At 70.5% G+C, this 14,060-nt stretch carries 8 protein-coding genes and 4 tRNA genes; 5 read left to right on the forward strand and 7 right to left on the reverse strand.

The features are described 5' to 3' along the window. Window positions 1-11 precede the first annotated feature (11 nt). The 7 genes from Q2K21_RS34640 to Q2K21_RS34670 all read right to left on the reverse strand — a co-directional run bounded on the left by Q2K21_RS34640 (window position 12) and on the right by Q2K21_RS34670 (window position 8,676). The gene (locus Q2K21_RS34640; RefSeq protein WP_310781385.1) at window positions 12-476 is read right to left on the reverse strand and encodes a solute carrier family 23 protein; all 465 of its coding nucleotides are present in this window, start codon (window positions 474-476) and stop codon (window positions 12-14) included. A gap of 394 nt (window positions 477-870) precedes the next feature. Continuing rightward, window positions 871-943: transfer RNA gene (locus Q2K21_RS34645), tRNA-Lys, on the reverse strand. 109 nt (window positions 944-1,052) lie between these two features. Then, window positions 1,053-2,588, reverse strand: coding sequence for an amino acid permease (locus tag Q2K21_RS34650; RefSeq protein ID WP_310779923.1), 1,536 nt, complete (start codon window positions 2,586-2,588; stop codon window positions 1,053-1,055). A gap of 48 nt (window positions 2,589-2,636) precedes the next feature. Further along, a complete protein-coding gene (locus Q2K21_RS34655) occupies window positions 2,637-4,781 on the reverse strand; it encodes an FG-GAP repeat domain-containing protein (protein ID WP_310779925.1) in 2,145 nt (714 codons plus the stop codon). 211 nt (window positions 4,782-4,992) lie between these two features. Beyond that, window positions 4,993-7,290 (reverse strand): DEAD/DEAH box helicase, encoded by a 2,298-nt coding sequence (locus Q2K21_RS34660; RefSeq protein WP_310779927.1) that lies wholly within the window; start codon window positions 7,288-7,290, stop codon window positions 4,993-4,995. 324 nt (window positions 7,291-7,614) lie between these two features. Then, entirely contained in the window at window positions 7,615-8,151 is a 537-nt protein-coding gene (locus Q2K21_RS34665) for a hypothetical protein (RefSeq protein WP_310779929.1), read from the reverse strand. Window positions 8,152-8,325: 174 nt separating this feature from the next. Further along, window positions 8,326-8,676, reverse strand: coding sequence for a metallopeptidase family protein (locus Q2K21_RS34670; protein WP_310779931.1), 351 nt, complete (start codon window positions 8,674-8,676; stop codon window positions 8,326-8,328). 106 nt (window positions 8,677-8,782) lie between these two features. On the opposite strand from Q2K21_RS34670, the gene Q2K21_RS34675 reads away from it, so the two are divergent. The 5 genes from Q2K21_RS34675 (at window position 8,783) to Q2K21_RS34695 (ending at window position 13,918) form a co-directional block, all read left to right on the forward strand. Further along, entirely contained in the window at window positions 8,783-10,414 is a 1,632-nt protein-coding gene (locus Q2K21_RS34675) for a metallophosphoesterase family protein (RefSeq protein ID WP_310779932.1), read from the forward strand. An 80-nt stretch (window positions 10,415-10,494) separates the two neighbouring features. After that, window positions 10,495-10,567 (forward strand) — tRNA-Glu (locus tag Q2K21_RS34680). Window positions 10,568-10,604: 37 nt separating this feature from the next. Beyond that, window positions 10,605-10,679: transfer RNA gene (locus Q2K21_RS34685), tRNA-Asp, on the forward strand. A 24-nt stretch (window positions 10,680-10,703) separates the two neighbouring features. Next, window positions 10,704-10,777: transfer RNA gene (locus tag Q2K21_RS34690), tRNA-Phe, on the forward strand. A 273-nt stretch (window positions 10,778-11,050) separates the two neighbouring features. Further along, complete coding sequence (locus Q2K21_RS34695; protein ID WP_310779934.1) at window positions 11,051-13,918, forward strand: PKD domain-containing protein; 2,868 nt, start codon at window positions 11,051-11,053, stop codon at window positions 13,916-13,918. Window positions 13,919-14,060 lie beyond the last annotated feature (142 nt).

Raw genomic sequence — 14,060 nt, forward strand, 5'->3', positions numbered from 1 at the left:
CTCGCCTTCTTCTATGCCTGCGGGACCTCGCGTCCTTTGCCCAGGTGATTGAAGAGCAGGTTCAGTGTGATCGCCAGCAGCCAGCCTGCCGAAATGCCCGAGCTCAGCACGGTCGCGACCTGCTCGGGGAAGGCGTGATAGAAGCCCGGGAAAGCGATGGGGAAGATCCCGAAGGCCAGGCTGACCGCCACGATGATCGCGTTCGATCCGGCATTCAGATCCACGGGCCGCTCCACGACCTCGCCGAGCGCGATCATGTCAGCGGTGGACTCGGTCATCGAGACCACCATCACCACCAGCATGGAGATGATCGAGGCTGCCTCGAAGCGCGGTGCGCCGAAGGCGAAGGGGTGCGGCAGCTCGAACACCGGCAGGCTGCTGAGCGCGTGCAGGTCGACCTCGGCGAGCGGGATCGCCGCGAGGGGGCCGACGAGCAGGCCGAGCAGGATCGAGATCCGCTGCAGGAAGCCGCGCAGTAGAAAGCGCCACCTTGTTCGTCAACGCCTCCCGCTCGATCGCCGCACTGCCAGGTGGGAATCTGGAGTTTCCTCCAATGGCCTGTCGGCGCTGCACCCGCCCGCAGGCCGGACCTCCGGCACCTCCCGCAGACAGGCGCGCCGCCGCGCCGCGCTCCTCTGCCATCGTGTGCGAATCGCCCCCCGGCCGATCTCGGCGAGCGGCAGCCGGCTCGGCTTCGGAACGACCTGACGGCTTGAGCCTGTTGGGTGCTCTCCACATGGGGCGTCCCCAGCCCGTCCGCTCACGCATCGCTCACGCAGAACCTCGAAAACGCCACAGCGCCCGAGTCGGCCGAAGCCGACCCGGGCGCTGCGTAGCAGGTCAGAGGGCATATAGCCCGCCTGCGAACCGTAGGCCCTGTGGGACTCGAACCCACAACCAATGGATTAAAAGTCCACTGCTCTGCCAATTGAGCTAAGGGCCCAGGCGATGTTGCCTACCCGAGCATAGCCGGACGTGGCCGTGTCTCCGATCGGGTATCGGGGACCCGGCCACGTCGAACGGCGGAACAGGGTGTCAGTGCTCCGGAAGTGTTACGGATCGACCGGTTCGGGCGAAGCCGCCCGCGCGGCCTCCCGCGCGAGCGTGCGCGCGTGGTCCGGGTTCAGGAACCAGTGCCGGGCGGATGCCAGCCACCATGTCGCCGCGAAGCCCAGCACCACCAGGACGGCGACCGGGGCGTAGTTGAAGGTCTCCCAGGTGACCGGGGAGACCTGGGGCAGCATGAAGAGGATCGTGATCACGCCGACCCACGCCACCGACACCACGCCGATCACCGTCGACCAGCGGCCCAGGTGCCAGGGCCCCCGTTCGAAGGCCTCGCCCTTGCGCAGCCGCAGCAGGGTCGGGATGACGTAGGCGACGTACAGGCCGATGACGGCGATGGACGTGACGGCGGCGTAGGCCGTGTAGTTGATCAGGTACGGCAGGCCGAGGGCGAGCGCGCCGCCCGCCGCGAGCCAGACGGCGGCGACGGGGGTACGGGTGCGGGGGCTGACCGTGTGCCACAGGTGCGAGTACGGCAGCGCCCCGTCCCGTGCGAAGGCGTAGATCATCCGGCTGTTGGCGGTCACCGAGGCCATCCCGCAGAAGAGCTGCGCCCCGATGACGACGAGCAGGAGCAGCTTGCCGGCAGTCGCGCCGAGCGCGTCGAGCAGGATCTGGGCGGGCGGCGCGCCGGTCGGGGACGTGCGGGCGCCGTCGTAGGACTGGATGGCGAAGGTGAAGCCCAGGATGAGGACGAAACCCGCGATCCACGACGTCCAGATGGACTGCACGATGCCCTTCGGGCCCGCCGTCGACGCGTCGTGGGTCTCCTCCGTCATATGGGCGGAGGCGTCGTAACCGGTGAAGGTGTACTGGGCCATCAGCAGGCCCAGCAGCACCACGTACACCCCGCTGCCCCAGCCGGTGTTGTTCACGAACTTGGTGAACACGAAGGAGGCCGACTGGTGGTGGTCGGGTACGAATGCCAGCGCGCCCACGATGAGTCCCACCCCCAGCACGTGCCACCACACGCTCACGCTGTTGAGGAGGGCGACGATCCGGACGCCGAAGGTGTTCAGCAGACCGTGCAGAAGCAGGATCGCCGCGAACAACAGGACCGTGCGGCCGGGCGTGACCTCGAAGTCGAACTGGAGGTTCAGATACGCGCCGAGGAAGGAGGCGGCCCCGAAGTCGATGCCCGCCGTCACCGCCACCTGGCCCAGCACGTTGAACCAGCCCGTGAACCAGGCCCAGGCGGCCGCGGTGCGCGGGGGCGCGAGGCGGTGGGCCCAGAAGTACAGGCCCGCGGAGGTCGGGTAGGCCGAACAGATCTCGGCCATGGACAGGCCGACGAACAGGGTCATCAGGCCGACGGCGACCCAACCCCAGGTCATCGCGGCCGGGCCACCCGTGTTCATGCCGAACAGGTAGAGGGTGAGGCAGCCCGACAGGACCGAGATGATCGTGAAGGAGACCGCGTAGTTGGAGAACGCCGACATGCGGCGGGCGAGAACCTGCGTGTAACCGAGCTGGGCCAGCCGTTCCTCGTCCGACAGCCCACTCACTCTGGCGTCATCTGTCATGCCCCCAGCGATTCCCTCACCGGGGGCGTGACATGCGTCACAGGGTGACTAGAAAATGCCCTTGTAGCTCTGCCAGCCCGTACCGATCTTCACCCGCGCCGCGAAGGTTCCGTTGCCGTAACCGGCCTGCCGGAAGAGATTCCCCGCCGTGTCGCGGGCGACCAGGTCCGCCTTCCCGTCGCCGGTGATGTCGCCGATACCGACGACCGCGTTGTACGAGGCACCCCAGCCGGTGGCGATCTTCACCCGCGGCGCGAAGGTGCCGTCGCCCTTCCCGAAGTACCGGTACAGGTTGTTCGCCTTGTCCTGAGCGACCAGGTCACCGATCCCGTCGCCGTTGAGGTCACCGGCCCCGACGATCTTCTTGTACGTCTTCCAGTTGTCGTACAGCTTCACGCGCGCTGCCAGCTTGCCGGTGCTGGTCCCCTTGTAGAGGTACACCGCGCCTGTCGAGGCGTTGCGGGCGATCAGGTCCGGGCGGCCGTCCTTGGTGACGTCACCCGGCGCGGTGAGAACGTCGTACTGGTTCCACCCGGTGCCGAGCGTCAGGCGGCTGTTCGACGGGGTGTACGACACGCCGCAGCGGCCCGTGTAGCGGCGCAGTTCGCCGTTCGGCATGCGGATCAGCATCTCGGCGCACCGGTCGCCGGTCAGGTCGCCGAAGGGAACGGCCACGGTCCCTGCGGGCCAGCCGGAGGCGGACTGCTTCCAGTCGAAGGTGCCCTTGCCCTTGGTGTAGTGCAGGGTCAGGCCGCCGGAGGAGTTGAGGGTGACCAGTTCGCCGTAGCTGTAGCCGCCCTGGTCGTGGTGGCCCTGCAGACCGCCGCTGAGCCCGATGATGCCGCCGGTGCTGTACGTGCCGGTGCCCTCGGTGGCCGTGGCCGTCAGGGTCCAGCTGTAGGCGGCGTTGTACAGGAGGGCCCCCGCGTCCGACTTGCCGTTCCAGCCGGCCTCGGGAGCGGTGCCGGTACCCGTCTCGGTGTGCACGGTGCGCCCCTGGGCGTCCTTCACGGTGAAGGTCCACCTGGCCGGCTTGTTGAGCTGCCAGGTGCTGTTCCACCAGAGGTCCTTGACGTCGACGTGCCCGTCGGCGACCTCGGACTCGATCACCGCCAGCGGCTGGGAGGGCACCCCGCTCTGCACCACGTGCACGCTTCCGTCCGCGTCCGCGTACGCGATGTCACCGCCGAACTTGTCCACGGACCAGGTCTGCCGCCGCTGGTCGGCGGTGTTCCCGGCCGGCAGGTCGGCGATCTCGCGCGCGGTCTCGGCCGTACCGGTGTGGAAGTCGGTGAGCATCAGCTTCCCGGCCGTCCGGTCGTGCCGGACGAGGTATCCGTCCCCGACGAGGGCCGGCCCGGACGGCACGGTGATCGCCCTCTTCGCCGTACGGTCGTACACGCCCGCCGGGCCGGTGGCGCCGCAGTTCCAGTAGACCCAGCGGCCCACCACCTGAAGTTCCTTGACCGTGCAGGGCGCCCCGGTGGCGAGCGTCTCGACCGTCCTGCGCTGCTCCAGGTCGTACCCGGTGACCGTGCCGTTCCCGGAGCCCGGCGTGTACAGCCGCTGGCCCCACACGGAGGCGGCGGTGACCGAGCGGGTCAGGCGTACGTCGTGCACGAGGTACGGCTGCACGGCGTCGACGTACTGCTTGCCGGTCGAGGCCGCGTTGTAGACGTAGTAGCGGCCGGTGATGTCGACGAACCGGCCGCCGGTGACGACGGGTTCGGCGGCCGAGTGGTAGCTGTTCCTGCTCGTCCAGATCTGGGCCTTCTCCTTGCCCTCCTCGCCCTCGGCGTTGCCGAAGAAGTAGCCGACGTCGCCGTTGCCCGCGGACCGCAGCGGCACGCAGGCGCCGGCGTCGCAGGGCACCTGCTGCACATGGGCGCCGTTCGCGAACGTGCCGGCATAGCCGCGGGTGTCGCGGTCGCCCGCCGTGGTGCCGTCGGCGGAGACCGGGCGGTTGGTGACGTACGGGTCGCCGTTCGGCGCCCGCTCCACCGTGGTGAGCACACCACCCGCGTAGTCGATGCCCCACAGGCCGTTCGGCTTGAACGGCAGGGTGATGGTGTCGGCGGCCGCAGGCACCGCGGTGGTCAGCGAGCCGGCGCCGAGAGCGGCCAGGCCCAGCAAGGTGAGTGCGATCCGGCCGCGCCGGGTCGCCGAAGAGCGTGCGCGAACGCGCCGAGACAAGGGTCCCTCCCCAAGGGAACGAGAACGGCATGCGTGGCGGCCGGAAGCTCCTCGGCCGCGCCCCCTCCATGCCAAGTCGAAGTCAAAGGATGCTAACAACTGTCCCAGTAGTAGAGGTAGTTGATAAACGGTGAACTGTTGATGCACCTCAGGAACGCGAGAAGGGCCCGCACGACCGGAGTCGTACGGGCCCTTCCGCGTTCAGTCGGCGTCAGCCGTTGCGCTTCCAGCGCGGCTTGTCCTCGCGGCGGCCGAAGGAGCCGGAGCCGGTGCCGCGGTGGTCGTCACGACGGCCGTAGGGGCGGTCGTGGGCGCCGGAGCGGAAGCCGGGGCGGTCGCCCTGGCGGTCGCGGTTGAACGGGCGGTCGCTGCCACGGTGACCACCGCGCTCGTCGCGCCGCTCGAAGGGGCGGCGGTCACGGTCGTTGTCGCGACGGAACCCGCCACGGTCGTCACGCCGCTCGAACGAACGGCCACCACGGTCGGCCTCGCGGCGGTCGCGGTCGAAGGGGCGACGGTCACGGTCGTTGTCGCGACGGAACCCGCCACGGTCGTCACGCCGCTCGAACGAACGGCCACCACGGTCGCCGTCCCGACGGTCGAACCCACGGTCGCCGTCCCGACGGTCGAAGCCACGGTCCCGGTCCCGGTCGCGGTTGAAGCCGCCCCGGTCGTCCCGGCGCTCGCGGTCGAAGGGGCGACGGTCACGGTCGTTGTCGCGACGGAACCCGCCACGGTCGTCACGCCGCTCGAACGAACGGCCACCACGGTCGCCGTCCCGACGGTCGAACCCACGGTCGCCGTCCCGACGGTCGAAGCCACGGTCCCGGTCACGGTCACGGTTGAAGCCGCCCCGGTCGTCCCGGCGCTCGCGGCGCTCGTACGACGACGAACCGGACGTACGCTCCTCACGCTCGACCCGCTCGGCGCGCACGACCCGCTCGGCGTCCTGTGCGGTCGGCTGCTCCGGTACGGAGATCTCCGCCACCGGCGCGTCGGCGGCCTCGGCCGAGGCGGTGGAAGCCTGCGCCGGGGCCTGCTCGGCCGCCGCCGAAGCCCCCGCGGCGGCCGCGATCGCCGCCTCCGGGTCCTCGCCCCGCTCCCGGGCGGCCCGGGCGACCAGCCGGTCGGCCTCCTCGCGCAGCTCGGCCGCGCGCCGCGTGGCGCGCTCCAACTGCTTGGTGAGGTGCGCGACGTCCCGCTCGGCCTGCTGCGCGGCGTTCCCGGCGGACTCGGCCTGGACCTCGGTCATGGACCGGGCGCCGGTGATCTCGGCGACCTCGGGGTCGAACGCGGCCCCGCCCTGGATGATGTGGCGCGAGGCGTCGACGCCCGCGTCCTCCATCAGCCGGAAGATCTGGCGCCGCTGGTGCGGCAGGGCGAGGGAGACCACGGTGCCCGTACGGCCGGCGCGGGCCGTACGACCGGCGCGGTGCAGGTAGTCCTTGTGGTCCCCGGCGGGGTCCACGTTGAGCACGAGGTCGATCCCGTCGACGTGAATGCCGCGGGCCGCGACGTCCGTCGCGACGAGCACGTTCACGTACCCGTCCTTGAAGTCGGCCAGCGTCCGGGTGCGCGCGCCCTGGGTCATGCCGCCGTGCAGCGCGTCCGCCTTCACACCTGCGTCGCGCATCTGCTCCGCGACGCGGTCGGCGCCGAGCTGCGTACGGACGAAGACGATGGTCCGCCCCTTGCGGGAGGCGATGGCGGCGGTGACCGGGGCCTTGTCCTTGGGCTTCACGACGAAGACGTGGTGCGACATCGTCGTGACCGCGCCCTGGGCGGCGTCGACCTCGTGGCTCACCGGCGCGTTGAGGTACCGGTCGACGAGCGTCTGGATCTCGTTCTCCATGGTCGCGGAGAACAGCATGCGCTGGCCGCCGGCCGGCACCTGGTCGAGCAGCTCGGTGACCTCGGGCAGGAAGCCCAGGTCGGACATCTGGTCGGCCTCGTCGAGCACGGCGATCTGCACGTCCTCGAGAGAGCAGGCGCCGCGGTTGATGATGTCGCGAAGGCGGCCCGGGGTGGCGACGAGGATGTCCACGCCCCGCTCCAGGGCGTAGATCTGGTTGCCCATGGAGGTGCCGCCGCACACGACCTTCATCTTCAGCCCGAGCACGTCGCCGTAGGGCTGCAGCGCGTCCGCGACCTGCATGGCCAGCTCACGGGTCGGGGTGAGGATCACGGCCCGCGGCTTCTTCTTCTCGGTACGGCCGCCGGCCAGGGTGGCCAGGGTCGGCAGACCGAAGGACAGCGTCTTGCCGGAGCCGGTGCGGCCACGGCCGAGGATGTCCTTGCCGACCAGGGCGTCCGGGATGGTCGCGGCCTGGATCGGGAAGGGGACGGTGACGCCGTTCTGCGCCAGCTTGCGGACGATGCCCTCGGGCAGACCGAGATCGGAGAAGGTGATCTCGGGGGCGGCGGTCTGGTCGGTGGCCTCGGCAGCCTCGGCGACCTCGACCTCGGTGTCCTCGGGCAGGACGATGTGCTCAGTACTGGCAAAAGACATGCGAAATGCGAACCTTCCGGAGTTCACGGCACGCGCCCAAACTCCGTGAAAGTCGCAATCGACCGCCTCAATGCGGTCCGGCCACGGCAAGGGAGAGTACGCGCCACACGCGGCGCGTCTATGTTGGCGCCGGGCAAATGGGATCAAACGATCTACCACCATACGCACCCGCCCCCACCAAGTGCAAACCGCGCCGCGCCCATCCCGAGTGACTCTCACCACACGGCCGCCCCGGGCCGCCACAGGCCCCCTGCACCCGCACCACCGGGGAGACGGCGGCCGGAGCCGCACCGGAGACGGAACGCCACACGGCACCCTCACCGGCTACGCCGCCGGATACCCCGCCCGAGGCGCCGGCTCCCTCCGCACCAGCTGCGTGGTCTGCTCGTGCGCCGAGGACGACGGCTCGGCGGTCGTCGGGGACGGCGACGGCGGATCCGGCTCCTGGGTCGGCGACGGCTCCTCCGACGTCTGCGTGGGATCGGGCTGCTCCTCCGTCGGGGTGGGCGGCACCACCCCGCCACCATCCCCGTTGCCGTTCTTCGACGTCCCCTTGGCGGTCGGCTTGGCACCCTTGTCCCGGTGGCCGTGCCCGGACTCCGACGCGGAAGGCGACGCGGAGGCCCCGGACGCGGACTCGTCCGGCTCGGCCGAACCTCCCTTGACCGCGGCTCCGCCCCAGCCCCCGCTCCCGCCCATGCCCGCCGTCGACCCCCCGTCCGGCGCGGCCCCACCGCGCCGTCCCGCCGAGTGCGACGGCGAAGGACTGCCCGCGTCGTCCCCGACGCTCATACAGCCGGCGGCCGCGGTGACGGCCATCACCGCGGCGGCCAGACGGACGGGTACGTAACAGGCGCGCACGGGCAGCCACCTCCAGGGGGGTGTGAGGAGTCCCCCTGCCCAACTCCCGCCGCCCGCAAGAAGACACGCGCCACGCCGACAGAGCGTCACACGTCCGTGATCAGAGACCCGTGACCAGAGGCCCGTGATCAGGCCTGCGATCACGCCCGTGATCACACGCCCGTGAACCCGATGTCACCCGTACCCGAGCGTATGCAACCGTTCGTCGTCGATCCCGAAGTGATGCGCGATCTCGTGGACCACGGTCACCTCGGTCTCCGCCACCACGTCCTCCCGCGTCTCGCACATCCGCAGGGTCGGCCCCCGGTAGACCGTGATCCGGTCCGGCAGCACCCCCGCGTACCACTCCCCGCGTTCCGTCAGCGGAGTCCCCTCGTACAGCCCGAGCAGCTCGGGGTCGTCGACGGGGGGCTCGTCCTCGACGAACACCGCCACGTTGTCCATCAGCCGTGTCAGCTCCGGCGGGATCCGGTCGAGCGCCTCCGCGACCAGTTCCTCGAACTCCTCGCGCGTCATCTCCAGCACAGGCTCATTGTCGGATACGACACCCTCCTACGAGAGCCGTACACCCTTGTACGAGAGTCGTGCGGCGCCCCGCATACCCACCCCGGAACCTGGGCATACGGGACCAATGGCCCGCGTCCTCCTCGCAGCCCCGGACCGCATACGAAGGGTGTCAGGCGCCCTCACCCGGCACTACCGCTCACTCCGTCCCCACCCGGCCGTCGAACTCGTCCCCCAGCCCCACCCCTGGCTCCGGGCACTCGGCATGGTCGCCGTCGTACTCCTGGGTGCCTGGCTCGGCCTGCTGATCGTGGGCGCCGTACGGGTCCCGGTCGGCCCTATGAACACCACCATGGCCCTGCGTCCCTCCCTCACCGGCGGCACGAAGATCAACGTGTCCCCGCTCGGCGCACTGAAGCTGGACAGCCACGAGGCCCCCGTCCGCCTCGACGTCAACGTCGACCAGCTCGACCCGGTCCGCGCCCAGGCCCTGGTCGACCACCCCGAGCGGATCTCCGGCCTCCAGCAGGAGATCACCCACGACGTGGCACACGGCACGCTCGACCTCGCCGTCCGCTCCTGCGTGGCGGTGGTCTCCGGCGCCACCGCACTGGGCCTGGCGGTCTACCGCCGGCCACGCCGCGCCCTCGCCGCCGGCGGCCTGGCGCTCACCCTCCTCGCCGCCTCCGGAGGAACGGCCTACGCCACCTGGAACCCCCGGTCGGTCCTGGAACCGAAGTTCTCCGGCCTGCTGTCCTCCGCGCCCTCCCTGGTCGGCAACGCCCGCAACATCGTCACCGAATTCGATGTCTACCAGAAGGAACTGGCACGCCTGGTGACGAACGTGACGAGACTGTACGACGTCACGTCCACCCTCCCCGCGTACGAACCCGATCCGACGACCATCCGCGTCCTGCACGTCTCCGACATCCACCTCAACCCGGCGAGCTGGAAGATCATCGCGTCCCTGGTGCAGCAGTACGACGTCAACGTGATCGTCGACTCGGGCGACACCATGGACCACGGCACGGCGGCGGAGAACGGCTTCCTGGACCCGATCGCCACCCTCGGTGCCCCGTACGTCTGGGTCCGCGGCAACCACGACTCCCGCATCACCCAGCGCTACCTGGAGCGCATGAAGAACGTCCACGTCCTGGACGACGGCAGGGCGATCACCGTCGCGGGCCTGCGCTTCGCCGGGATCGGCGACCCGCAGTTCACGCCCGACCGCTCGGTCGCACCGGGCGGCGAGCAGGCGGAGGAGCTGGCGGGCGACCGTCTGGCCTCGTCCCTCCGCGACCAGAAGGCCGCAGGGACCCCCGTCGACATCGCGATCACCCACGAGCCGACGGCCGCCCGCAAAACCGACGGCGAGGTGCCCCTGGTCCTGGCCGGCCATCTGCACCACGAGGAGATGGAGGTCATGAAGCACGGCACCCGGCTGCGCCTGGAGGGCTCGACGGGCGGCAGCGGCCTGCGCGCGGTCGAGCACAAGTACCCGGCCCCCATCGAGGCCTCGATCCTCTACCTGGACCGGGACACCCGCCGGCTCCAGGCCTGGGACGAGATCAGGCTCGGCGGTCTGGGCCTGACGACGGCGGAGGTGACCCGCCACCTGCCCGCAGAAAACCTGCCGGGCGCAAGCCCCATCCCGAGCAGCGCACCCCCGAGCAGCACGCCCCCCAGCAGCACGCCCACGGGCCGTTCCGGCGCGAGTCCGACCCGGCCCGGCGCGGCCTCCACGCCGAGCGCCCCCTAAACCGTTTTGGCGAACCCTCCTCCCATCCCATATGCTTCTCACGTCCCCGACGCGCTGAGAAGCGCCCAGGCGGGCCGATAGCCCTCATCGTCTAGCGGCCTAGGACGCCGCCCTTTCAAGGCGGTAGCACGGGTTCGAATCCCGTTGGGGGCACGCAACATCGTGTGCGACACTGTCGTACACAACGCTTGGTCCTGTGGAGCAGTTTGGAGTGCTCGCCACCCTGTCAAGGTGGAGGCCGCGGGTTCAAATCCCGTCAGGACCGCTGAGGTTTCACGTGAAACCTCGTGGCTGGGTAGCTCAGTTGGTACGAGCGTCCGCCTGAAAAGCGGAAGGTCGCCGGTTCGACCCCGGCCCCAGCCACAGCCGCCCTACCAGGGCAAACACCCCCGCCGAAGATATTCGGCGGGGGTGTTTTCGTGTCGGCTGCCGATCACGTCCATATCGGCGTGCCCGGCGATCCACCGAAAACCGGATCCGCCCCAAGTCCCCTTGTTCTTCCCGGTTTTGAGCAAGGAAAGGGTGGATCATGGCCGTTTCTTGGGGCCGAGGTGGAGATCATGGCGGTGCGTTTCGACGCTGGGCATCACGCCCCAGGGCTCATCGCCTCCCCCGCGCATCCTCCATGGAGACTTCATGCGTAGACCTCGCCCCGCTGTCGGGGTGCCCGTGGCCGTGCTCGTCGTGGCGGGGATGGTGAGCGGCTGGGGCACCGGTGAGGCGACGGCGGACGCGGAATCGGCCGGGACGTTGTACGTGAACCACGACGTGGCATGCAGCGACAGCGGTGCGGGCACTCAGGACGTGCCCTTCTGCACGGTGCAGGCGGCGGCGGATGTGGTGGAGCCGGGGCAGACGGTCCGGATCGAGTCGCCGAACAACAACCCGTACTCCGGATCGGTGACCTTGACGCGGTCGGGCACCAAGGACGCGCCGATCACGTTCACCGGGGCGCCCCTCGGCGTGGGCGGCTCGCGGGCGGTGCTCGCGTGGCCCGGCTCCGCGCCGGCGCTGACACTGAAAGCGGTGCATGACGTACACGTCGAATCGCTGACGGTCGCCTACGACGACGGAGACGGGGTGGCGGTGACGGCGTCCGAAGGCGTCACCCTCGACCGGCTGACGTACAACCGCCCCGTGCTGTCGGCCTCCGGCACGGGGACCGCGGTCACCGTGGACGGCACGTCCTCGGACGTGACCGTGTCGCGGAACTGGATCGCCGACGGATACGCGTACGGCGTACGGGTGGAGGCGGGAGCGGCACGGGTCACCGCCACGACCAACGTGGTGACCACCCCGCGGCAGGGCGGGATCGCGGTGAGCGGGACGACCGGCGCGGACGTGACGAGCAATACGGTCTTCACGCCGTGCGCCACCGGAATCTCGCTGGACGGCGGAAGCGCCGGGGTGGTGGAGAACAACGTGGTCGCCTCCGCGGCGGCGAGGCAGAGCGCTACGTGCCCGGCACCCACCGCTCCGCTCTACGCGGTGTCGGCCGACTCGGCGGGCGGGGTCACCGGCGACTACAACGTGGCGGCGAACGGTGTCGGCAGTTCCGCCCGGCCGCGCGCCGAGTACTCCTGGGCCGGCGCCTCCTACGCCACCACCGCGGCACTGCGGGACGCGACCGGGCAGGGCACACACGACATCGACGGGCTCAATGTGCTGTCCCTCGCGGCACCGTCCGAACACTCCCCCCTCATCGACTCGGCCGACGCAGACGCGCCCGGCGAGCTGAGCGCCGACATCCAAGAAGCCCCGCGGGTCGACGACCGACTCGTCGCCGACACCGGCACGGGCACGACCCACCCCGACCGGGGAGCCTTCGAGCGGCACGACATCATCGCTGTCCCGAACGGCGACTATCCGTCGCCGGCGACCGGCGTCGCACCGTTGGTCACCTCGTTCAAGACCGGCGCCACCAGTTCGTGGGGCGAACCACTCACGTACTCGTTCGACTTCGGGGACGGCAGCGCCCCGGCCACCGGCACCCCTGGCGACCCCGTCGCGCACAGCTACACCACGCCGGGCAGGTACAACGCGAGGATCACGGTGACCGACGCCGACGGTACGAGCCGGACCGGGTATGAGAACGCTGCCGTGGCGGGTACGGCCGTCCCACCCACCGCGTCGCTCTCCGGCGCCGCGGACACCACGAACGACGGGCAGGTCAACGCGGGGTACGCGCGCTTCACCATTCCGAAACCGGCGGACGCGTGGGAGATCGCGTACCGGACCCTGACGTACGGCGACGGCAGCCAGGAGAACCTGGCCGTCGATGCCCAGCAGGCGGAGCACCAGTACCCGGCGCCCGGCACCTACACCGCCACGCTGACGCAGACGGATCTGCTCGGCCGGACCACCACCGCCAAGACGGCCTTCCACGCCGCGGACGCCTTCGTGCCCATGACCCCGGAGTACGACACCGAGAAGACCATCCCCGCCCACGGGGTCCTGAAGCTCTCGGCGGCCACCCTGCAGGCCAATAGCAACGGTGTGGACGCGGCCCAACTGCAGATCGTCACCAGCGAGGCCAAGGCGAGCGGCTCCCTGACCCTCTACACCGCCGGCACCACCCGGCCGGGCACCTCCAGCATCAACTTCGAGGCCGGCCGGACGGCCACCAACGAGGCGACCGTCAAGGTCACCCCGACCGGTTCGGTCGACCTCTACAACGGCAGCTCCGGCCCGGTGACCGTCGAGGTCGCCACGGTCGGCCTCCACTCGCACGCCCAGTTCGCCCGCACCTACCACCCGGCCACGCCGGTCCGCCTGCTCGACACCCGCACCGGCACCGGTGGCATCACCGGCCCGGTCGCGGGCGGCCACTCGGTCACGCTGTCGGTCGCCGGCACCCACGGCGTCCCGACGGGGGCCGACGCGGTGGTGCTCAACGTCGCGGCGACCACCACCAAGGGGTCGGGCCACCTCACCGTCTCCACCCACGGCATTTCCGGCTCCGATGTGACGGGCCCGTACTGGACCACGGGCCAGACCGCGTCCGACCAGGTCATGGTCCCGCTGGTGGACGGCAAGGTCGTGCTGCACAACACCAGCAGGTCGTCGGCGAACCTCGTCGCGGACCTCGTCGGCTGGTACGGCCCCACGGCGAACGGTGCGGAGTACCAGCCCGTCACCCCGGCGCGGATCCTCAACACCCGGACCGGCACCGGAAGCGGAAGGATCGCCAAGCTCGGTGCCCACGCCACGCTCAAGCTCAAGGTCACCGGGGCGCACGGGGTCCCGGCGAGCGGGGTGCGCGCCGTCGATCTCAACCTCACGGTGCCCACGCCGTCCGGCAGCGGCTACCTCGTCGCCTACGCCGACGGCACCTCCCGCCCCGGCGTGCACTCGGTCGACTTCACCGCCGGTCACACCGCGGCCAACGGCGCTCTGGTCAAGGTCGGCGCCGACGGCGAGATCGCCCTGTACAACGCCGGCTCCACCTCCGTCGACGTCTACGCCGACCTGCTCGGCGACTACGCCGTCCACCCTGTCGGCTGACCGCCCGGCGGCCGCCGGCTTTCGGGGTAGCGGGTCGCGGTGATCACCGGGGCATCAAGGCCGTCTCCCACACGGGGCAGTCCATTGCCCGGGAGCGAGCGACCTGCACCCGGGCGGCGTCTCCTGCTCCCAGGGTCTGTCG

Origin of the sequence: Streptomyces sp. CGMCC 4.7035, assembly GCF_031583065.1 — a bacterium.
Lineage (GTDB): Bacteria > Actinomycetota > Actinomycetes > Streptomycetales > Streptomycetaceae > Streptomyces > Streptomyces yaanensis.